This is a genomic window from Clostridium sp. K13 (assembly GCF_019734195.1).
Taxonomy (GTDB): Bacteria; Bacillota; Clostridia; order Clostridiales; family Clostridiaceae; genus Clostridium.
This window is the reverse complement of the sequence record NZ_JAASHM010000051.1, coordinates 1-20,883: the sequence shown is the minus strand read 5'-3', so window position 1 is coordinate 20,883 and position 20,883 is coordinate 1. Positions and strand designations below refer to the sequence as shown.

Here is a 20,883-nt window from a genome sequence, read left to right as displayed (position 1 = left end):
TTACTTTGAGTCTTGTTTTAAGACTCTCAAAAGAATTGCTGGTTTACTTTAACTATATTCTGTTCAATTTTCAAAGATCATTTATTGTGTCGCACCGAAGCGACTTCCTTATCTTATCACTTTGTCTCTTTCGTGTCAACATTTTTTCAAAACTTTTTTCAAGTTGTTTTAACTTGTTTCAGTTATTAACTGTTTCCCTCAAGGACAATGACTATTTTATCACAGCATTTACTCTTTAAATATATTATAATTATCATTAATCAAAATTATTCATTATTTTCTTCTATTTTACGATATTTTTCTCTTTTTTTCTATTATTGATACGCTTGGTAAAGAGTATGGTGTTCTTTGCCTATTTTTTAAGTTTTTATGTAATTTTTTATTATTATAGGTTATATATTGTCTATATATATTAATATCAATAAACAATTTTAATGTTTATATATGATCATTATATAAATTAATTCTTTGTCTTATATTTCCTATAATTATTTCAATAAATGAGTGTTAGAAATTCTAAAATATTAAATTAAGCATAGAAAAGTACTATAACACTGCCTAGTAATTTCTTTTTTTTAATATTATAATAGTTTATATGCGTTTTGTACCTATAGCTCAGTTGGATAGAGTGCTGGACTTCGAATCCAGGCGTCGGGGGTTCGAATCCCTTTAGGTACACCATTTAATAGACTATCTTACTAAACTTAGTAAGGTAGTCTATTTTTATTATTTATCTAAAATCCTTATTTTTTATAGCTAAATTAATTCCTTTGTGATTTATAATTTCTTCATAAACCTTATTTATTTAAGTAATATATCCAAAGTAAGTTGGTTTTAACTTCATTGAAGTATAACCCATAGTAAGCATCATTTTTTAATGTGATTATAGCCATTCCCCCTATTTAGATGCTATACCCACTTCACCTTTTGCTTCTAAAAATAAACAATAACGATATCTCTTTTGCTAAAATTGGATTAACAAAATTAATACTAAATATAATAGCTATTAAAGCATAAGTAACCTTTAAGCCATTTTTCAAATCTTTATTTATTAATGGTTTCTTTTTATATTAAAATTGATTATAAGAAAAATAACTCATTTATACTATTTCAATAGTATAAATGAGTTATATCTAATAATGAAAATAAATTTACTTTCAAATATATATGTCTTTTAAAATGCTAATTCTTCATCAACAATCTTTTTCTTACTATCTATAAATGTAAAATTGGTTAAGGCAATATCTACATTATATTTCTTTTCTCCATTGCCATTTAAATAACTTCCAGTTCTAATTTTTCCTTCAACAGCTAGCTTAGTTCCTTTACCAACATTATTGGCTAATACAACTGCTTTACTATCAAATGCTACTACTTCAATAAAAGTTGCTATTCTTTCATTTTTCTTAACGTTATATTCATTTACTGCTAAGGTGAATTTAACATACTTTCCTTCTTTTTCACTGTTTTTATAATTCTTTAATTCTAAATCATTCACTACATTACCTACTAAAGTAACTTTATTCATATTCTACACCTCCAAGAATTAACTATTTTAATTCTTGACAAGAATTTATTTTCTTATACATATAAAATATATTTTTTTATTTAAATCCTAAGTCACTAGTAATCATATCTACTCCCATATCAATTAAATTCTTTATATCCCTTGTACTATTCACAGTCCATACATTTACCTTTGCACCATTTAAATGTGCTAAATCTACTTTAGCTTTAGTTATATTATCTAATTTAATATCTATTCCATAGTTACCATATTGCTTTAATAAATTAATATTTTCTATAGTTATATCACTTAAATATTGAAAATGAATTTTATCACTATATTCTCTAATATATTTTATCCATTCATATGAAGTTGATATTATTATAGTATTATCTTCAAGATTATACTGTTTTATTTTATCAATAATACCTTTAACACTTTCAACAGTAACTTCTTTAAATTCAATTACTGGTACTAACTTATTAACAACACAGCAATTTAAATATTCATCTAAAGTTGGTATTTTTAAATTAGTATAACTTTTAATATTATTACCATTATCTATTTTAAGTGATTTTACTTCTATCAAATTCATATCTTTAATTTCACCTATACCATTTGTCATTCTTTCAACATCAGCATCATGAAATACAGCAATATTACCATCTCTTAATACGTATATGTCTGCTTCAATTCCCCAAGCCCCTACATTAGCAGCTTTATTAAAAGAAGGTATAGTATTTTCAGGCTCTAATGCACTAGCACCTCTATGCCCTATCAACTTTACCTTATTTTCCTCCCCATATGTATTTACACTAACATTAAATATTACAATTAACATTAATAAACAGACTTTTAGAATATTATGCACAGCTTTCATATCTCATTCTTCTTTCTAAAAAATACTTAAATTTTCATTTAAATATATTATTAATACTTATAACCATAAAAATACACATTAAAATAAAAAAAAGAGGCGTTTTAATAAAAACACCTCTCTATTGTACTATTTAATTATAGCTGCTCTTAATTGATCAGATGCACTTGTTAATGCATTTTGCCAATCTTCAACAGTTTTAGTTCCATTCATGATTGAGTCAATTATTAATACATATGAATCATTCCATACTAATCCTTCAACTGGCTCTGTAGCTGCAAATCCACCCATAACTGGTTTTGCACCATTTTCATAAACGCTTAAAATTTCAACTTGTAATTCGTCTAAATATTTACTAGCAATTTCTATAGAACCTTCTACAGGAACAACTGATTTTCCTAATTCAGCAATTATTTCTACAGCTTCATCACTATAAAGGTAAGCCATAAATTCTTCTGCTAATTCTATATTAGAAGCTTCTGCAGGAATATACATTTGTTCAAAGAAGTTATAAGAATACATATCTCCACCATCTTCATATGCTGGATATGCTGTGAATCCCCATTCAAACCCATCTGCTCTTGGTGCATCTGCCATTTCACCTGGTAACCAATCTCCATTATTTATAAATAGAGCTTTGTTATCTAAAACTAATTGTTGATTCTTTTTATAGTTATCTCCATTAGCATTTGCTACAACTGATGGTTCTGTGTAATCTTTAAGCTTAGCGAATGTTTCTAAAACTTTAGTAGCTTCATCTGAAGTCCAGAATCCTTCTTCAAAATTCATAGCTTTATTAAAACAATCAATTCCGCCTGCTGCTGCTAACATTGCTGGCATAGCAGAATCAAAATATCCTGCTGTTGGATATGCAAATAAAGATATTCCATCAGCTTTAGCTTTATCACCTAGAGCAAAGAATTCATCCCAAGTTTTTGGAACATCATATCCCTTCTCTTCAAATAATCCTTTATTATAGAATAATCCTGTTGGACTATAGAATAATGGAGCTAAATATGTCTTACCATCTCCATATGGAGCTGTAGATGATGTATCTAAGAATCCATCTAATATTTTATCTTTTACTTTTACACTTTCACCTGGAACAGTCATTTCCATAACATTGCTTAAGTCATGTAAAGCTTGTTCATTTATAAATGTTTCTGTTAGCGCTTCTGGTCTACCAGTTGCTAAATATATTAAATCTGGAATATTACCACCTTGAATTTGTGGTCTTATTACTTCTTCTAAATTAGATTCAGCAGTTAATTCAATTTTAACTCCTTCATGTGTACTTTCGAAGTTTTCTATTAACTTATTCCAATGTTCTACACCACGTCCTCCATTAAGAGCTGCAATTTTTAATACTGTTTCTTCTGCTTTAACCTCTGAAGCTGTTGTCTTGTCCTCTTCCGGTTTAGCTGAATTACCACATCCAGCAAATAGTGTTGTTGCAATCAGAGCACTTAAAATTAATGATACTTTTTTAAATCTCATAAAATTCTCCCCCTAGCTTTTAGCTTTAACCTTTTACTTTTACTTTTATACCTAACTTCTATACCTAAATTTTACATTAATGTAAACGTTCTATCAATAGTTTTTTTGTTTTTTTTTTTAGTTATATTGCTATAATAGCAATTTATATTAATTTTATAATCCTAATGTTGCTTCAACAACCTTAGCTATCTCTTCAGCCTTTTCTAATTTATCCATCTCAGCAAATACTCTTAATACTGGTTCAGTACCTGAGAAACGAACTATAACCCAACCTCCATTTTTGAAGTAAACCTTATATCCATCATCATAAGAAACTCTATCTATATCATAGTTAAAAGCAATTCCTTCTCTCTTAACCATTAATTGATCAATTAATTCTTCTTTTCTCTTTTGGCTCATCTTATAGTCTCTTTCAGTCATATATAACTTACCATATTCATTACAAATATCTTCATATATTTCTGATAATGACTTACCAGTAACAGCTATCATTTCTACTAAAAGAGATGCAGCATAAACACCATCTTTACCTTGAATATGACCTTTTACAGTAAGCCCTCCGCTTGATTCCCCTCCTATTATTGCATCAGTTTCTATCATCTTACCAGATATATGCTTAAATCCAACAGGAACTTCATAGCATTCTTCTCCAAAACTTTTAGCAACTCTATCTAATAGTTCAGTTGTAGCTATATTTCTAACTACAGGACCTGACCAACCTTTATACTTTAATAAGTAATAGTATAGTAATACTAAAATATCATTTGGATGCAAAAATCTTCCATTATTATCTATAACGCCTAATCTATCAGCATCACCATCAGTAGCTATACCAATATCATACTTTCTATCAATTACATAGTTTTGTAGAGATCTTAAATTAGCTGCATTTGGAGTAGGTAGTTTACCACCAAATAAAGTATCATGTCTTTCATTAATTACATCTAATTCACATCTTGAAGTTGCAAGTATAGTTCTAAGAGATGTTTGGCTTACACCATACATTGGATCTAATACAACCCTTAAGTGAGCATTTCTAATAGCTTCAACATTTATTTGTGATAAAATACAGTCAATATATTCATTAAAAGGATTATCATATTTTATTAATCCTTTTGCTACTGCCTCATCAAAATCTATTGATTTTATTTCTTCATCTTCAAATTTAGCAATATATTTTTCAACATCATTAGTAACTACTTCATCTGCATCTTTTCCACCCTTAGTAAATAATTTAACCCCATTATAAAGAGCTGGATTATGACTTGCAGTTATAGCCATACCATATTCTAAATTTAATTTTTTAACCTCAAACATTATTAATGGAGTTGGAACACCTCTATGAATAAATAAAACTTTAATTCCTTCATAAGCTAATACTTCTGATATCCACATTGTAGCTTCTTTTGATAAAAATCTTCTATCATATCCAACTACTATAGTTTTATTTTCAACATTTTCATCCTTCATTTTTCTAGCAACAGCTCTCGCTAATTGTTGTACATTATTTTTTGTGAAATCTTCTCCTATAATTGCTCTAAATCCACCAGTACCAAATTTAATCATATAAACTCCTCCTATACCATACTATTGCTAACATACTTATTTACTATATTGTTTAGTTCATTCCATTTTTCTTCTATATCCTTAACAAGCTTTAGTTGTGTTCTAGTTCTATCTAAATTTTGATTACTATAACTTGTCTTATAATATACATCTCCATCTAAATAATCAGTTAAAAATCTTATAGCTTGTTCTAAAGTAATTACTTTAGCTCCCATTGGAAGCATTTCAATTTCTTTTTCCGTAAGTGAAGAATTAGTTCCTTCTAAAAATCCCTTTGTAAAAGCTTCAAAGAACTCTAAATCAACATATACTTTATCTAAGTCTTTCTCATCTTCCAATGCATGAGTTGCACCACTTCTTATTGCATCACCAAAATCATATAATGAAAGTCCTGGCATTATAGTATCTAAATCAATAATACAAATTCCATTTTTAGTATTAGCATCCATAAGTATATTACTGATCTTTGTATCATTGTGAGTTACCCTTAAAGGTAACTCACCATTTTCATACAAATCCAGTAAAATAGATGTGTCTTTCTCTCTTTCTAAAATGAAATCAACTTCAGATCTTACTGATTCCAATCTTCTAGCCTTATTGTTTTCTATAGCTAATAAAAATGTCTTAAATCTCTCCTTAGTATTGTGAAAATTAGGAATTGATTCATATAAATTCTCTGCATTATAACCAGCTAACTTATTTTGAAATTCTCCAAAAGCTTTTCCAACCTTATAAAAATCTTCAGCTGATTCTGCAACATCATAAGTTACTGTATCAGAAATAAACTTAATCGCTCTCCAATAGTTATCTAATGAATCCTTTAAATAGCTCTTTCCAGAATTAGTTGGAACTACAGTAATAGTCTCTCTTTCTACATCTCCACCATTTTCACTTACTATCTTCTTAAGGTAGTCACATACTCCACAGTAATTTTCCATTAATTTTTCAACATTTTTAAAAATTGAACTATTTATTTTTTGTAATATATATTTATTTTCATTTCCTTTGTTATTTTTGCATGTAACAAGAAATGTATCATTTATAATTCCACTTCCAAAACTTTTTACATTTATAACATCGCCATCAAACTTCATTGACTTAAGAGCTTCTACAGCTATTTCTAAAGACTTTTCATGCATTTTGGGTTAATCTCCTCCCATATATTCTTATTATAAACTCCTTGTTTAATCATTTCTTCAATTGCAGCTCTAACAATATACTTATCCTCTTGATATGTTACTCCATACCATTTATCTGTAGATTGCATTACTTCAACCTTTATTTTGTTATCACTTAATAAAGAACTAACAACTGATGGTATAAAATATTCAGACTTAAGTGGATTTTCTTTAGCCTCTGTGTCTAAGAAACCTTTAAATCCTTCTTCTAAATATTCAAATAAATTATTATCAAATGCCCACATGTTCATTGATACTGTTGAGTTATAGTCTAACTCTATCCAATCAACCTCATTTTCAGTATAAAAAGCAGACTCTCCTTTTTTTACTATTTTAGTTCTTTCAATAACTTCTTCTAAATATCCATCTTTTACACTACAAACTCCTCTTGCAACATGGCCATTTTCAGAAAGTGTATTACATAATCTATAACCAACCATACCATACATAGTTTCACTTACATTATTAGATAAAAAATTATATATTTCTTTAAAAGCTGCTTGTCCATAAAAATCATCTGCATTTATTGCAGCAAATGGTCCATCAACTTGATCCTTTGCACATAATATAGCTTGTCCTGTACCCCATGGTTTTGTTCTTCCATCTGGTATACTATATCCTTCTGGTAAGTTTTCTAATCTTTGAATAGCATATCTAACTTCAACATATTGTTCTAATCTATTTCCTATTAACTCTTTAAACTCTTCCTCAATTTCTTCTCTTAATATAAATACCACCTTTTCAAATCCAGCTTTTATTGCATCATGAACAGCTAATTCTAATAGTATTTCACCATTTGGTCCTATTTTATCTATTTGTTTTAACCCACCATATCTACTTCCTAATCCAGCTGCCATTATTACTAATATTGGTTTCATATCTTTTCTCCCCTTTTATTACATTTTTTGGATTCATATTATTGATATTTTTTGTTATATGAATATAATTCTCCTAATAATCCTGATAATCCCAAAAGCATCATTAATAGTCCATTATATCCATTAACTGAATTTCCTTTAATTACTAATATTATAGATACTAAAAACACTAAAATATAAATTATCTTTTTAACCATCTATCAAATTTTCCTCCATATTATTTCACCTGGTTTTAGTTCAAACTTTGTTTTATTTCCATCACCATCATAAACAAATGTAACCTGTTCCTCATGTGAATTATTTATTACTGCATACTTATTACTTTCTAAATACGCCGATACTTCACAGTTTAAATTATCTGCATACCATTTTTTCATTTCAGACTCTTTATTAGCTGCATAGAAACAACTTCTCATAAGTATTCTAGTATTTTGTATTGAATATGGTAATCCTGCTATATAAACAGCTCTTCCCTTTCCGTAATCATTTGATGACATTAATATATCACCATCTCTATAACATATAATTTCTGTATCTTTGCTCTTAGCATATATATTTTTTTGGCCTTCTCCAAAATCTATTTCACTAACAACATCTTCAGTTATAAAGTGATTATCTAATTGAGTTTTAAAATATTTATCTGTGCTTAATGAGAATCCTAATTCCTTATCAACGCCTAAAGCTTCTGCTAATTGGAAGAAGTGTCCACCTTCTAATACTGCAGATGGTTCTCCTACTCCAACAAATCCACCACCGTTATATATCCATTCTCTTAGTGTAGTTATTATCTCTTTATCTAACCATTTTTCTCCACCACTAAATGCAGTACCAGCGTCACCAGCATTTATTATTACATCTATATCTTTAGGTACTCCATTTTCCTTAATATCATCAAAGCTTATAAATTCAACATCAAAGCTCATTCCACTTAAACTTTCTATAATACCTAAATAAGTGTATATTTGTTTATACCAAAGTGCATGTGCAACCATATGTGTTTGCCAAGTTCTAAGTTTTCCCCAACAATTTAATACAGCAACCCTTAATCCACAATAAGGCTTATTTCCATTAACATTATCATATATATCTCTAAATTCATTACATATATCTTCTATGCACTCAACAAATTTTGGGAATTTATATGCTAAAGATAAATATCCACCATAACCTATTCTATCTACAGGTTTTCTCATTAAAGCTCTTCTTGCTGTTATCCAGTTTTCCTTCGCTTCTATAGTTGGATCATTTCCCTCATAGAAAGTATCTGGGAAGAAATATGGTAAAAATCTTCCTTCAGTATATTTAACACCAGGAATATCTGATATCATTCTAAGTGTTGCTCCTCCACCTACTGATCCAACAACTCCATCTATTCCTGTACTTTCAAAATACTTACCATATGGTTCTGTACCAATCCAGTTATCTCCTAAAAACATCATTGCTTCTCTTCCATTAGCATGTACTATATCTACAAGCTTCTTAACATTTTCAGCAACGAACTTTTGTTGGAAATCCATATAATCTAAATATTCTCTAGATGGAACTCTAAATGTAGAATTATAGTAACCTTGGTCAACTATGTGTTCTGGTCTTAATGCATATCCCTTTTCTTCTTTAAATGCTTCTAATGCTTCAGGACTTACACTTGAACTATATCCAAACCAATCAACAAATTTTTCTTTTGCTAAATCATTAAATACTAATGTAAAATGATAGAAAAATGTTGTAAACCTAACTATATTAGATTCTGGATGTTCATCTAACCAATTATGCATAGCTTCAAAAATGTATTTATTACTTTTTGGCTTTCTAGCATCAAAAGGCATTTCATGTGGCTTGTCCCCCCAATTATTTGTGATATGATTATACATTTGAGTCGGATCCCATATGCAATATGCTAAAAATGTAACAGTATATTCATGCCATTTTTGAACATTCTCTATTAATACTTCTTGAGTTTTTTCATTATAACTCCATAAATTTTCCTCTACTACTTCTCCTGTAGTTCTATCAATTACTTCCCACCAAGTTTTTATATCATGATAAGTATCTGGTTGTACTTGTTCTGCAAAATAACCTTCCATTATTTTTATAGTTAAACTATTTTCTGTTGCTAAGTTATATTTAGTCATTAAATAAGTTTGTTGTAATTCTTCCTTATTAGCCTCTGCCCACTTATTATCTCCACGTGCAACAAAGTAAGTTGAATATATTCTCTCTGCTAACCCTTTTATTTCTTTTGGAAGCTTAAATCCATCGCAATCTCTTATTCCATCAGCTCCCCATTTTTCTGCTATTTCTAAAGTCTCCTTAATAAAATTGTCATCAGTCGGTATCGTAACTCGCCCTTTACTCATATTTTTTCCTCCTACTCCTTTATACCACCAACTGTCATTCCTTCAGTTAATTGCTTTTGAACTAACATATAAAGAATTATTGTTGGAATCATTACTATTGCTAATCCAGCATACATTGCACCATAGTCAGTTGCTGTCTTTTGTACTTGCATTAAACTTAACAGTCCAACTGGTAAAGTTTTTGATGAATTGGGAAGTAATGTTAATGCAATTATATATTCATTCCAGAAAGCTAAGAATTGGAATAACACAACTGTTATTATACTTGGCTTAGCCATTGGAATTATTACCTTCATTAATGTTTGTAGATGAGTACAACCATCTATATATGCAGCTTCTTCATAAGCTTTTGGCAATGTTCTTAAGTAATTAGATAATAAATAAATTGTAAATGGCAATGCTGTTGAAGCATAAACTAAAGCTAGTACTATTTTATTATCTAGTAATACTGTCAGCGCTAAAGGAAGTGCAAATATCTGTTTTATTGCTTTATCTGCATCTAAAATTAATAGAAATATTGGAACTACTATATAGTTAACATTTATAAATAATCCAGCAGCAAATATAGTATTTAATACTTTCTTGCTCTTGAATTCAAATCTAGATAACACATATGATGCTGGTATAGCTATTACTAAAAGTAATACTAATGCCAATGCAGTTACAAAAACTGAATTTAAGAAATATTCACCCATATTTGATTTTACAAATGCATTTTTAAAATTTTCAAGATAAAAACTTTCTGGTAATGCCCATGGATTTCCATAGAATTCTGATTTATGCTTAAATGCTGCTAAAATTGACCATCCCAAAGGTACTAATATGCTTAATGTAAAAAGAATTAAACAAATATATATAAAAATCTTTGTTAGACTTCTAGATGATTTACCTTTTTTCTTAGTAGTTTTTTTATCATAACTTATATTTTTTTCTGTAATATTTTGCATAATTAACACCTCCTAATACTCAATTACATCTCTATTTGTTGCCTTGTTAATTATTAATGACAATCCAAATGAGAATATAAATATTATTACACCAATAGCCATTCCATAACCGTAAGATGAATTTCCATAAGCCTGCTTGTACATATATTCTAAGAATACTGATGAAGCACCATCTGGCCCCCCACTAGTCATTACTTTTACAAATAAGAAACTTAAATTAATACTACTTATAATAAAGAATGTTAATGTTGTTCTAATAGTTCCCCATACAAGTGGTAATGTTATACTGAAGAATTGATTAAACTTAGAAGCTCCTTCTAAATCAGCTGCTTCGTATAAACTTTCTGGTATACTACTCATGGCAGACATATACATAACCATATAATATCCAACTGCTTGCCATATCATAGCAAAAGCGACACACCATACAACTGTACTTGCATCCCCTAGCCACATTCTTTTCCAGGTTTCTAATTTAAAAAACCCTAATGTTGCATTCAAAATCCCTTGATTTGGATCTAATATTGCAGAGAATATTGCAGAAATAACAACTACAGAAAGAATATTAGGTAAATAAAATACTATTCTGAAAAAATTATTAAATTTAATATCTTTTCTAATTAATATAGCTGCTAAAGCAATAGCAAGTACCAATGTTACTATAGTTACAAAAACAATTAAGAATAAAGTATTTTGAAATGATTTTATAAATTTCATATCTTTGAATAAAATTATAAAATTATTTAGCCCTACAAACTTTTTATTATTACTCAAACCTCCCCATTTAAACATAGACATCCAAAATACATTTAATGTTGGTATTACCATAAAAACCAAAAATAAAATACATGCTGGAATAACTGATAACCCTATAAAAAGTTTTTTAGATTTACTATTTTTACCTTTTTTACTCATCAAACCCTCTCCCTTTTTATTACATTTCTTGTTTATATTGTAGCTCAGTGTAATCTTTTACACAACAAAATTATTGCTTATGTTTTTATATATATTGCGAAACTCGCAATATAACCTAATTTAAACGTTTAAATGTTAGCAATTTAATGGTATAATTGAGAAAAACTACTACTATGAGGTGATTTATGAGTAATACACGATATAATGTTGATGAAAAAAATATCTATAATATTGATTTTGAACTACTTTATATAAGTAAATCTAAATATGAAAATGATTGGCATAGTACAAGCCATTTCCACCCCTTCACAGAAATTTTCTTCATAATTCATGGAAATGGACTAATGGAAATAGATGATACTACTATTTCTATAAAGGAAGGTGATTTAGTTATTATAAATCCTAACTGTACACATACAGAAAAATCATCTGTTAATATTAATGAACGGCTAGAATATATAGTTTTTGGAATTAATAACTTAGCATTATTTAATAAAAAGGATTCAAAAGTTGATATTAGCTCCTGTTCTTCTAATCTTTATAAAATAATGAATTTCACTCATAACAAAAATATAATACTATATTATTTAAACATGCTTGTTAAGGAAGTAGAAAATAAAGAGAAAAATTATGAATTAGCTTGTAAGAGCATATTAACTTTATTCATGATTTATATATCTAGAAATGCAAAATCAAGTCTTTTTATTACTGATAATCCTGAAAAGCTAAATATAGAATGTGTTAAAATCAAAAACTATATTGACTCCCATTATTCTGAAAACATAAACTTGGATACCTTATCTAATTTAAGCTATGTTAATAAATTTCATTTAGTTCATTTATTCAGTAAGCAAATGGGGATATCCCCTATAAACTATTTAATTAGTAAAAGAATTGAAGAGTCTAAAAATCTTTTATGCACTACTAATTATTCAATACGAGATATATCTACTATTGTTGGATTTTCTAACTCTTCTTATTTTAGTCAGATGTTTAAAAAATCAACTGGATTATCTCCAAGAGAATATAAATTACAATATAATTTAGAAAAATAAAAAAAGACAACCATTTGGTTGTCTTTTTTTTGGAGCGGGTAGTGGGAATCGAACCCACCTTTCCAGCTTGGAAGGCTGGAGTATTACCGATATACGATACCCGCATACTTGGAGCGAAAGACGGGACTCGAACCCGCAACATCCACCTTGGCAAGGTGGCGCTCTACCATTGAGCCACTTTCGCATTAAATGGTGCAGATGAAGGGAGTCGAACCCCCACGCCAAAGGCGCTAGATCCTAAGTCTAGTGCGTCTGCCAATTTCGCCACATCTGCATTTTGGTGGCTTACCGGGGAATCGAACCCCGGACACCTTGATTAAAAGTCAAGTGCTCTACCGACTGAGCTAGTAAACCGAATTAATGGCAGGGATAGCAGGATTCGAACCTACGAATACCACAGTCAAAGTGTGGTGCCTTACCGCTTGGCGATATCCCTAAGTGGGGTGAACGATGGGACTCGAACCCACGACAACCAGTGCCACAAACTGGCGCTCTACCAACTGAACTACGTTCACCTCATTTTATGGTGCATCATCAGGGGATCGAACCCGGGACACCCTGATTAAGAGTCAGGTGCTCTACCAACTGAGCTAATGATGCATGTAATGGTGCGTGTTAAGAGATTCGAACTCCTGGCCCACGCCTTAGAAGGGCGTTGCTCTATCCAGCTGAGCTAAACACGCATATGGAGCGGGTAGTGGGAATCGAACCCACCTTTCCAGCTTGGAAGGCTGGAGTATTACCGATATACGATACCCGCATATTTGGAGCGAAAGACGGGACTCGAACCCGCAACATCCACCTTGGCAAGGTGGCGCTCTACCATTGAGCCACTTTCGCATTAAATGGTGCAGATGAAGGGAGTCGAACCCCCACGCCAAAGGCGCTAGATCCTAAGTCTAGTGCGTCTGCCAATTTCGCCACATCTGCATTTTGGTGGCTTACCGGGGAATCGAACCCCGGACACCTTGATTAAAAGTCAAGTGCTCTACCGACTGAGCTAGTAAACCGAATTAATGGCAGGGATAGCAGGATTCGAACCTACGAATACCACAGTCAAAGTGTGGTGCCTTACCGCTTGGCGATATCCCTAAATGGGGTGAACGATGGGACTCGAACCCACGACAACCAGTGCCACAAACTGGCGCTCTACCAACTGAACTACGTTCACCATATGGTGCGTGTTAAGAGATTCGAACTCCTGGCCCACGCCTTAGAAGGGCGTTGCTCTATCCAGCTGAGCTAAACACGCATATGGAGCGGGTAGTGGGAATCGAACCCACCTTTCCAGCTTGGAAGGCTGGAGTATTACCGATATACGATACCCGCAAATATTTAGTTTTTAACTAAATTGGTCGGGGTGACAGGGATCGAACCTGCGACCTCATGGTCCCAAACCACGCGCGCTCCCATCTGCGCCACACCCCGGTATAAAAGTGGTGCGTGTTAAGAGATTCGAACTCCTGGCCCACGCCTTAGAAGGGCGTTGCTCTATCCAGCTGAGCTAAACACGCTTATATACCAAAGAACGTTTCTTATTTTAAAACATTTCTTTTTTTATGTCAAGTCTTTTTTTCAAAAAACTTAATTGGAGCGGGTAGTGGGAATCGAACCCACCTTTCCAGCTTGGAAGGCTGGAGTATTACCGATATACGATACCCGCATATTCCTTAATTAGTTAACCAAATTTCCTTGAAAAAGTCAAGTTATTTTTTAACTAAATTGGTCGGGGTGACAGGGATCGAACCTGCGACCTCATGGTCCCAAACCACGCGCGCTCCCATCTGCGCCACACCCCGGCAATCACTCTGCTGCATCTCGCAGCGACAATGATTATTCTACATGATGATTTTTAATACGTCAATACTTTTTTTTATTTTTTTATAATTTTATTTTATAATTCTTTTATATACATAATAGGTGCCTTATTATTAATTAAGTCAATATACCCTAAAGTCTTATCTATCCTTCCCATTCCATGAGAAATACTCCCTGGATTCATCAGCGTTAATCCATCACATTCTTCAATAATAGGTAAATGAGAATGACCAAATAAAACTATATCTGCTCCAACTTCTTTTCCTCTATAATAAATAGAGTTGTAACTATATTTAACACCATATCTATGCCCATGACACATAAATATTTTCTTACCCATAATTTCTATTACTCTTTCCTCTGGATATTTTCCTTCGAAATCACAATTTCCTCTAACAGCATATACTTCACCTGTGAAATCTTTTGTTATCTCCTTTAAATCATTTTCCCCGTCACCTAAAAATAATAGTACTTCAGCGTTACCTATCTTTTTCTTTATTTTACTTATACTAGCTTTATTACCATGAGAATCACTTATTACTGCAATAAGCACCTTAATCAATCCCTTCTCTTTATTGATAAATTGCCAAGCAATTTATTTAGTTAAGGGCCTTCGGCTGGTTAAGTTTTTTGAACAGCGCTTAGCTAGCTCAAAAAGATTAAAAATTAACTACGTCACTGGTAAGAGCCTTGCGGCTAGTTAAAGAAGAAACTTCTTACGAAGTTTCTAAAATATATATTCAAAGAAATTACGAGGTAATTTTCTCCTTAACTCTTTAACGTTTGCGTTAGCAAACACTTACCTATGGTTAATGAGCGTAATCTATATTAACCAACTTAACTAGCCGCTAGGCTCTTAACTTTTATTTTCCTTCACAATATATTTCAACTGTTCATTACCCTAAAATCTCTTTAAGCTTCTTAAGAGCATTTCCTCTATGAGAAATTTCATTTTTTTCTTCTGGTGTTGCTTCTCCAAAGGTTTTATTAAATCCATTATAGAAGAACAATGGATCATATCCAAATCCGCCTTCTGTTTTTAACTCTTCTATAATACGTCCTTCAACTTCACCTCTTACAGTTTTAACATTACCATCTTCAAATACTACTGCTATTACACAAACAAATCTAGCACTTCTATCATCGCCTTTAAAAGCCTTCATATCTTCTAATAATTTAACATTATTATTATAATCATTCCCATGTTCTCCAGCATACCTAGCTGAATATATCCCTGGCGCTCCATTTAAACAATCTACCTCTAGACCTGAATCATCTGATAAAACTATAAAATCACTATTTTTTTTATTTAATAGATATTCGTGTATTTCTTTTGCTTTTTTCTTTGCATTCTCTTCAAAAGTTAAACCATCTTCTTCAACTTCTATATCTATATTCATATCCTTTAATGAATAAACTTCATAAGGTAATCCTTTAAGTATTTCTTTGATTTCTTTAATTTTTTTTAAATTATTACTAGCTAAAATTATTTTTTTCATATTATTCTCCTGTTCCAATCCATAAAGAATCCATTTTTAAACAATCCTTTTGTAATTGAATCATTTGTTTTATGCCTTTTTCAGCCAAATCTAATAACTCATTTAATTCAGTTCTATTAAATGGTGCTTCTTCACCAGTACCTTGAATTTCTACAAATTCTCCTTCATCAGTTCCTATAACATTCATATCAACCCTTGCAATTGAATCTTCTTCATAACATAAATCAAGTAATTTTTCTTCACCAACAATCCCTACACTTGTTGCGCATAAAAACTTTCTTATAGGGTATACCTTAAATGGCTTTTGTCTGTGAAGCTTGTTCATAGCATCTACTAGGGCAACAAATGCACCACAAATAGAAGTAGTTCTTGTTCCTCCATCTGCCTGAATTACATCACAATCTATCCAAATAGTTTTCTCTCCTAATGCTTTTAAATCCACTACTGATCTTAATGCTCTACCAATTAATCTTTGTATCTCCATAGTTCTACCATCAATTTTTAATCTTGATATATCTCTAGGCTTTCTTGTTGCTGTAGAACGTGGAAGCATATTATATTCTGCTGTTATCCACCCTTCTCCAGAACCCTTTAAAAAGGGAGGAACTTTCTCTTCTATTGATGCAGTACAAATTACTTTAGTATCTCCAACTTCAATTAAAACTGATCCCTCTGCATGTTTTATATAATTTCTAGTTATTTTTGCATTTCTAACTTGGTCATTTCTTCTTCCGCCACTTCTCATTTATAATTCCTCCATTTTAATAATTGCTTATATATATAAATTTCTCCTTTTTAAAAAAATAATGCAACAAATTCTTCCTCTACTCATAATATTAATATAAGGATTAATCTAAGAGGTGAAGAATTTGAGATATATTGGGCCATTTTTTAGAATGAATAGCCTTTCTGAAAAGGAAATTAACGGACAACTTTTTTATTTATCTAAAGAAGCAGTAAAAACTATTGTATTAAACTCTAGATGCGGTTTAGTCTCTCAAATAAAAAAGTATAATAAATCGTCTTCCTCAATTGATATTACCACAAATAGTAATTTTTCTCCACTATTATGTGTGTATAGAAAGGCATCTCCAACCTTTATTCATAGCAAAAATTCAAACGGATTTGATGAAGAAAGTTTCAAAAAAGAAATCAATCCAAGCACTAATGCATTAATGTCTTTATGTTTATTAGAGTTACTAGATTACTATAGAAGTTTTGAAAATATAGATAACAATATTTATTCTATAAATGAAATCTATAAGAATTTATCAAAAGATCAACTTGATTTTTACTCTAGTAATTTGCGAAATAGAGAAGGTGTATTTGTAGATAAGAAAAACATATTAGAGAATAACTCTAAAAACTTCAACTTAGTTGACAAAGATAAAAAATTTAAATTTTCCGATCAAGCATTTATGATGCTTGCATATTACTTATACTCTATAAAAAACCCTAATGATGAATATTCTGGTTCATATAAAGAGTTTTCATCACAAATTTTAAAAATGTTTTGCGACTTTAAGGATGAAATTTATGATTGTTCATTAGAAGAAATATGTAAAGTTTTATTGCCATTGAATATATTATATAGTTATGACTCTAATGATGAACTAAAAGATTTAATTATAGACCTTGCTGATTATGCTATGTGTAAATTTGATGAAAAAGACTATTATATTGACTCATTAGATATAGCTGCTTTATGTTCTATAGTTTTGACTTTATCTTATAAACATACAAAAATAATAACATTTTCAGAAAAAACAACTGAAATAATAAACAGATTATATACATTATATGATGAAGATAAGGGTGCTTTTTATAAACTCTCTTCTAAGAAAGAAATTAAGTACTCCTGCTTTGATATAACCTTCTATATTCTTGCTTTTATTCTTTATCAAAATACAATTAATAATTCTAAAGAATATAGAATTATGATATCTACTATTTATAAGAAATTTATTATTAATTCTGGTTTAATAACAAGTTGGCCTGAAGCACCAACCTTAGATGACTATGAAAGATATAGAGGATTTACTTTAAAATCTAATGATATGGTTGATGAAACTTATTTTAGAATGCCTAATATTCCTACTCCTGATAATACAGGCATTGCACCAATATTTAATAAATATATAACTTATAACAAACGAAAAGATTCATTTTCAACTAGTAAAAATACATTTGATAGCTATAAAAACTTTTTAAATTTCTTCCTACTAATTCACTTTTTTAAAGATGAATACATGAATGAATTAGGTTTATTAGAGGATAGAACACCTTCCATTTCTGAATCAGTAGTACCTATTGAAAATACTATTAATAATAATTCTAATAATACTGTTGAATCTACTGAGGATTTAACTGCAGAAATTGAAGAACTTATAGAATTACCAATTAATACTGATGTTCAAATAATTGATGTTGTACCTGAAGATTCAATAGATACTGAAAAAAATAATGAAATTAAATTATTAGATTCAGATATACCTAATGATACTAATAAAAATATTAATGAAAACTAATTAACATTATTATACTTTTGAGTATAATAAAAAAATAATCAAGGAATAATATTTTAATCCTTGATTATTTTTTTATTTCTTTATACTTTTAAAATCTATATTTCCATTTCCATCTAATATATTATTTTCAACACTACTATCAACTGCAATTGTATTGTTATAAAATAATAATGGTAATATTCTATAATTGTTAAACAAATCTTCTTCTATTTCTGCAAATAACTCTTCTTTTTCAGCTCTAGAATTAGAATTATTTATCATTTCTCTTTGTTCTTTTGGAAGAAAACTAGAGATAGTATTTAGTAATTGTTCATCATCATCTAATTTTGCATAAACATTAACTAATGCAATATCATAATAATTTTTTTCACTAATCAAATTCATATCCTGTTCTGATAATAAGTTAATAACAAGAGTAATATCTGTATTATTTTTAAACCAATTTGAGATATAACTAGTTATATCTTTATTTTCAAGACTTTCTTTAGCAACTAAAACAACTTTAGACGGCATAGTTATATCTTTTTCAGTATTAACCATAACATTTCTACTTTGAAGTTTAGTTAAATCCTCTTTATCCTCTCTAAAATAACTACATTCTGCTAATTCAACTAATATATTATTTTGATTTTGGTATTCTTCTATAGCTTCATTTACTAATCTATAAATTTCGTTTTTTACTTCATTAGAAAAACTAGAATTATTGATATTAAAGGCTAGATATAAAGATTGATTTGATGGTGACTCTATTAGCTTACCCTCGCTTTTTAACCTCTCTAATTGACTCTTAGGTGGATTAATTATAATATCTCTATTACCTATCTCAAAAGCTGCTAACGCTAAATCCTCACTGTCATCCTTAACTAAATGTATTGTTTGAGCTAATTCTATACTAGAATTACTACTCCTTCTAAGTATAACCTCTGTTTCGTTTATACTATCTACACAATAGTCTCCTGAGTAAGGTATATCCTTATAATTCAAAAAAATATCTTCCCAAAACAAAATATCCTTTCTTAATCTATATTGTGGTTTTGTTAATTCTTCTATAAATCCATCATCCTTTGAATTTAATCTTATTTTAATACTATTTTCATCACAAGTAATGGCAACTGTCTCGCTAAAGCTTTTATCACTCTCTAAATAATCTTTTACTCCAAAAACATTCATTAATGCAGATATTTCGTTATCTTCTGTAATTACCTGCCTAAAAAATGAAACAATATCATCTGGCGTTATCTTATTACCATCACTCCAATATGCATCATTTCTTATTTTAAAAACATATTCTAATCCTTCTTCATTAACTTCATAACTTTCTGCCAATGAAGGTTGTATATTTCCCTCAGCATCAATTTCTACTAACCCCTTACTAGTTGCACAAACTATATCTTGTTGCCTTTTATCTAAATCTCCTATAGATTTTAAATTTGTTGGTATACTATTTATAGAGTAAACAATATCTGCAGTATTATTTGAAATCTGTTGCGGTGTTCTATCAATAAAACTTAATAAAATAATTATAGTTATAATAGAAATAGAAATGGTTACTATTATCTTTTTCAAAGCTTTTTCTCCTTTCTACATACTTTTTTATAATTATAGACATAATTATTAAGAATTAATCTTTTAATAGATAGTTAATATTTTTTATAGCATTGCTTCCAATTTATGATATAATCATTTAAGTAAGATTAAAATTTTATATTTTATTAATATAACTTTCATAAAAACCTAAATTTTAACTAACAATCTAAATTTTAAATTTAGTTAGTGTAAGTTATTTACTTATTAGTTATATTAATTGAAAGTGTATACCCTGTACTCATCTACTAAAAAAGATGAGTTTTAATTTTATAAACTTATGGAGGTACTTAAATATGACAACTGCAATGCAAGTGGTTCAAATAATATTCCAATCAGTAGCTATTATTTTTATGATTTGTCTTATGTTTATTGGAATATGGTCTTTCATAGTCTTTCTTAAAATGGCTAAGAACCAAAGAATTCAAACTTTTTTACTTGAAAAAATAAATAAAAGTATTTCATCTCTTGAAAAATCAACAACTAAAAACGAATCTTCTTTTGATACAGATTTTTTAATGGAAGATTTAATTCCTAATGAAGAAGATAATATTATAAAGTTTGATGATAATATAAAGTAAAAAAAGCAGCTACAAATCATTTGAACTGCCCCCCGTCAAGTAGACAGGGTAAATAATAAAAAATTATGATGCTAAGGTATGACTCCTATATTCAAG

At 29.7% G+C, this 20,883-nt stretch carries 17 protein-coding genes and 21 tRNA genes; 4 read left to right on the top strand and 34 right to left on the bottom strand.

What is annotated here, in order from left to right; genetic code table 11:
- Window positions 1–604: 604 nt before the first annotated feature.
- Window positions 605–681: transfer RNA gene (locus HCG76_RS17480), tRNA-Arg, on the top strand.
- 493 nt (window positions 682–1,174) lie between these two features.
- Here the strand turns inward: HCG76_RS17480 and HCG76_RS17475 are convergent.
- From HCG76_RS17475 to HCG76_RS17430, 10 genes are all read right to left on the bottom strand, one after another.
- Window positions 1,175–1,528, bottom strand: a complete 354-nt coding sequence (locus tag HCG76_RS17475) for a single-stranded DNA-binding protein (protein ID WP_221701643.1) — start codon at window positions 1,526–1,528, stop codon at window positions 1,175–1,177.
- 76 nt (window positions 1,529–1,604) lie between these two features.
- Window positions 1,605–2,288, bottom strand: a complete 684-nt coding sequence (locus HCG76_RS17470) for a glycerophosphodiester phosphodiesterase (RefSeq protein ID WP_221701644.1) — start codon at window positions 2,286–2,288, stop codon at window positions 1,605–1,607.
- A gap of 225 nt (window positions 2,289–2,513) precedes the next feature.
- The gene (locus HCG76_RS17465; RefSeq protein ID WP_221701645.1) at window positions 2,514–3,881 is read right to left on the bottom strand and encodes a carbohydrate ABC transporter substrate-binding protein; all 1,368 of its coding nucleotides are present in this window, start codon (window positions 3,879–3,881) and stop codon (window positions 2,514–2,516) included.
- Between the two features lie 153 nt (window positions 3,882–4,034).
- A complete protein-coding gene (locus tag HCG76_RS17460; protein WP_221701646.1) occupies window positions 4,035–5,447 on the bottom strand; it encodes a phosphoglucomutase/phosphomannomutase family protein in 1,413 nt (470 codons plus the stop codon).
- Window positions 5,448–5,458: 11 nt separating this feature from the next.
- Window positions 5,459–6,586: a phosphotransferase enzyme family protein gene (locus tag HCG76_RS17455; protein ID WP_221701647.1), complete on the bottom strand. Its 1,128-nt coding sequence runs from the start codon at window positions 6,584–6,586 to the stop codon at window positions 5,459–5,461.
- The gene (locus tag HCG76_RS17450; RefSeq protein ID WP_221701648.1) at window positions 6,568–7,503 is read right to left on the bottom strand and encodes a sugar phosphate nucleotidyltransferase; all 936 of its coding nucleotides are present in this window, start codon (window positions 7,501–7,503) and stop codon (window positions 6,568–6,570) included. Before HCG76_RS17450 ends, HCG76_RS17455 begins: the two co-directional genes overlap by 19 nt.
- Before the next feature lie 38 nt (window positions 7,504–7,541).
- A complete protein-coding gene (locus HCG76_RS17445) occupies window positions 7,542–7,700 on the bottom strand; it encodes a DUF6903 family protein (RefSeq protein WP_221701649.1) in 159 nt (52 codons plus the stop codon).
- Between the two features lie 3 nt (window positions 7,701–7,703).
- Window positions 7,704–9,860, bottom strand: coding sequence for a 1,3-beta-galactosyl-N-acetylhexosamine phosphorylase (gnpA, locus tag HCG76_RS17440; protein WP_221701650.1), 2,157 nt, complete (start codon window positions 9,858–9,860; stop codon window positions 7,704–7,706).
- 11 nt (window positions 9,861–9,871) lie between these two features.
- On the bottom strand, window positions 9,872–10,807 hold the full coding sequence (locus HCG76_RS17435; RefSeq protein WP_221701651.1) for a carbohydrate ABC transporter permease: 936 nt from the start codon (window positions 10,805–10,807) through the stop codon (window positions 9,872–9,874).
- Window positions 10,808–10,819: 12 nt separating this feature from the next.
- The gene (locus tag HCG76_RS17430; RefSeq protein ID WP_221701652.1) at window positions 10,820–11,722 is read right to left on the bottom strand and encodes a carbohydrate ABC transporter permease; all 903 of its coding nucleotides are present in this window, start codon (window positions 11,720–11,722) and stop codon (window positions 10,820–10,822) included.
- Between the two features lie 185 nt (window positions 11,723–11,907).
- Between HCG76_RS17430 and HCG76_RS17425 the strand changes: the two genes are divergently transcribed.
- Window positions 11,908–12,777, top strand: a complete 870-nt coding sequence (locus HCG76_RS17425; protein ID WP_221701653.1) for an AraC family transcriptional regulator — start codon at window positions 11,908–11,910, stop codon at window positions 12,775–12,777.
- A 30-nt stretch (window positions 12,778–12,807) separates the two neighbouring features.
- On the opposite strand, the gene HCG76_RS17420 is transcribed toward HCG76_RS17425, so the two are convergent.
- The 23 genes from HCG76_RS17420 to rph all read right to left on the bottom strand — a co-directional run bounded on the left by HCG76_RS17420 (window position 12,808) and on the right by rph (window position 16,839).
- A tRNA-Gly gene (locus HCG76_RS17420) sits at window positions 12,808–12,881 on the bottom strand.
- Between the two features lie 5 nt (window positions 12,882–12,886).
- Window positions 12,887–12,961 (bottom strand) — tRNA-Gly (locus HCG76_RS17415).
- Window positions 12,962–12,967: 6 nt separating this feature from the next.
- A tRNA-Leu gene (locus HCG76_RS17410) sits at window positions 12,968–13,051 on the bottom strand.
- 4 nt (window positions 13,052–13,055) lie between these two features.
- Window positions 13,056–13,131: transfer RNA gene (locus HCG76_RS17405), tRNA-Lys, on the bottom strand.
- A gap of 7 nt (window positions 13,132–13,138) precedes the next feature.
- Window positions 13,139–13,213, bottom strand: a tRNA-Gln gene (locus tag HCG76_RS17400).
- A gap of 3 nt (window positions 13,214–13,216) precedes the next feature.
- A tRNA-His gene (locus HCG76_RS17395) sits at window positions 13,217–13,292 on the bottom strand.
- A 9-nt stretch (window positions 13,293–13,301) separates the two neighbouring features.
- A tRNA-Lys gene (locus HCG76_RS17390) sits at window positions 13,302–13,377 on the bottom strand.
- A 6-nt stretch (window positions 13,378–13,383) separates the two neighbouring features.
- A tRNA-Arg gene (locus HCG76_RS17385) sits at window positions 13,384–13,460 on the bottom strand.
- A gap of 3 nt (window positions 13,461–13,463) precedes the next feature.
- Window positions 13,464–13,537: transfer RNA gene (locus tag HCG76_RS17380), tRNA-Gly, on the bottom strand.
- A gap of 5 nt (window positions 13,538–13,542) precedes the next feature.
- Window positions 13,543–13,617 (bottom strand) — tRNA-Gly (locus HCG76_RS17375).
- 6 nt (window positions 13,618–13,623) lie between these two features.
- A tRNA-Leu gene (locus HCG76_RS17370) sits at window positions 13,624–13,707 on the bottom strand.
- A 4-nt stretch (window positions 13,708–13,711) separates the two neighbouring features.
- Window positions 13,712–13,787, bottom strand: a tRNA-Lys gene (locus HCG76_RS17365).
- A 7-nt stretch (window positions 13,788–13,794) separates the two neighbouring features.
- A tRNA-Gln gene (locus HCG76_RS17360) sits at window positions 13,795–13,869 on the bottom strand.
- 3 nt (window positions 13,870–13,872) lie between these two features.
- A tRNA-His gene (locus HCG76_RS17355) sits at window positions 13,873–13,948 on the bottom strand.
- A gap of 4 nt (window positions 13,949–13,952) precedes the next feature.
- Window positions 13,953–14,029 (bottom strand) — tRNA-Arg (locus HCG76_RS17350).
- A gap of 3 nt (window positions 14,030–14,032) precedes the next feature.
- Window positions 14,033–14,106: transfer RNA gene (locus HCG76_RS17345), tRNA-Gly, on the bottom strand.
- A 23-nt stretch (window positions 14,107–14,129) separates the two neighbouring features.
- Window positions 14,130–14,205: transfer RNA gene (locus HCG76_RS17340), tRNA-Pro, on the bottom strand.
- 9 nt (window positions 14,206–14,214) lie between these two features.
- Window positions 14,215–14,291 (bottom strand) — tRNA-Arg (locus HCG76_RS17335).
- Window positions 14,292–14,366: 75 nt separating this feature from the next.
- Window positions 14,367–14,440 (bottom strand) — tRNA-Gly (locus tag HCG76_RS17330).
- A 60-nt stretch (window positions 14,441–14,500) separates the two neighbouring features.
- Window positions 14,501–14,576 (bottom strand) — tRNA-Pro (locus HCG76_RS17325).
- Between the two features lie 95 nt (window positions 14,577–14,671).
- Window positions 14,672–15,148 (bottom strand): YfcE family phosphodiesterase, encoded by a 477-nt coding sequence (locus HCG76_RS17320; RefSeq protein WP_221701743.1) that lies wholly within the window; start codon window positions 15,146–15,148, stop codon window positions 14,672–14,674.
- 343 nt (window positions 15,149–15,491) lie between these two features.
- Entirely contained in the window at window positions 15,492–16,094 is a 603-nt protein-coding gene (locus HCG76_RS17315; protein ID WP_221701739.1) for an XTP/dITP diphosphatase, read from the bottom strand.
- A 1-nt stretch (window position 16,095) separates the two neighbouring features.
- Window positions 16,096–16,839: a ribonuclease PH gene (gene rph / locus HCG76_RS17310; protein ID WP_221701740.1), complete on the bottom strand. Its 744-nt coding sequence runs from the start codon at window positions 16,837–16,839 to the stop codon at window positions 16,096–16,098.
- Window positions 16,840–16,963: 124 nt separating this feature from the next.
- Here rph and HCG76_RS17305 point away from each other — a divergent pair, with 124 nt between their 5' ends.
- On the top strand, window positions 16,964–18,622 hold the full coding sequence (locus HCG76_RS17305) for a hypothetical protein (protein WP_260458201.1): 1,659 nt from the start codon (window positions 16,964–16,966) through the stop codon (window positions 18,620–18,622).
- A gap of 72 nt (window positions 18,623–18,694) precedes the next feature.
- Here HCG76_RS17305 and HCG76_RS17300 read toward each other — a convergent pair whose 3' ends face one another.
- Window positions 18,695–20,188, bottom strand: coding sequence for an ABC transporter substrate-binding protein (locus HCG76_RS17300; protein WP_221701741.1), 1,494 nt, complete (start codon window positions 20,186–20,188; stop codon window positions 18,695–18,697).
- A gap of 314 nt (window positions 20,189–20,502) precedes the next feature.
- Between HCG76_RS17300 and HCG76_RS17295 the strand changes: the two genes are divergently transcribed.
- A complete protein-coding gene (locus tag HCG76_RS17295) occupies window positions 20,503–20,787 on the top strand; it encodes a hypothetical protein (protein ID WP_221701742.1) in 285 nt (94 codons plus the stop codon).
- The last annotated feature ends 96 nt before the right edge of the window (window positions 20,788–20,883 follow it).

Excerpts from the sequence above, each read along its gene's own strand:
- HCG76_RS17455 (WP_221701647.1), bottom strand. The coding sequence starts at position 6,586 with ATGCATGAAAAGTCTTTAGAAATAGCTGTAGAAGCTCTTAAGTCAATG.
- HCG76_RS17450 (WP_221701648.1), bottom strand. The coding sequence starts at position 7,503 with ATGAAACCAATATTAGTAATAATGGCAGCTGGATTAGGAAGTAGATAT.
- HCG76_RS17445 (WP_221701649.1), bottom strand. The coding sequence starts at position 7,700 with ATGGTTAAAAAGATAATTTATATTTTAGTGTTTTTAGTATCTATAATA.
- gnpA (WP_221701650.1), bottom strand. The coding sequence starts at position 9,860 with ATGAGTAAAGGGCGAGTTACGATACCGACTGATGACAATTTTATTAAG.
- HCG76_RS17295 (WP_221701742.1), top strand. The coding sequence starts at position 20,503 with ATGACAACTGCAATGCAAGTGGTTCAAATAATATTCCAATCAGTAGCT.
- rph (WP_221701740.1), bottom strand. The coding sequence starts at position 16,839 with ATGAGAAGTGGCGGAAGAAGAAATGACCAAGTTAGAAATGCAAAAATA.
- HCG76_RS17425 (WP_221701653.1), top strand. The coding sequence starts at position 11,908 with ATGAGTAATACACGATATAATGTTGATGAAAAAAATATCTATAATATT.
- HCG76_RS17435 (WP_221701651.1), bottom strand. The coding sequence starts at position 10,807 with ATGCAAAATATTACAGAAAAAAATATAAGTTATGATAAAAAAACTACT.
- HCG76_RS17430 (WP_221701652.1), bottom strand. The coding sequence starts at position 11,722 with ATGAGTAAAAAAGGTAAAAATAGTAAATCTAAAAAACTTTTTATAGGG.
- HCG76_RS17460 (WP_221701646.1), bottom strand. The coding sequence starts at position 5,447 with ATGATTAAATTTGGTACTGGTGGATTTAGAGCAATTATAGGAGAAGAT.
- HCG76_RS17315 (WP_221701739.1), bottom strand. The coding sequence starts at position 16,094 with ATGAAAAAAATAATTTTAGCTAGTAATAATTTAAAAAAAATTAAAGAA.
- HCG76_RS17475 (WP_221701643.1), bottom strand. The coding sequence starts at position 1,528 with ATGAATAAAGTTACTTTAGTAGGTAATGTAGTGAATGATTTAGAATTA.
- HCG76_RS17465 (WP_221701645.1), bottom strand. The coding sequence starts at position 3,881 with ATGAGATTTAAAAAAGTATCATTAATTTTAAGTGCTCTGATTGCAACA.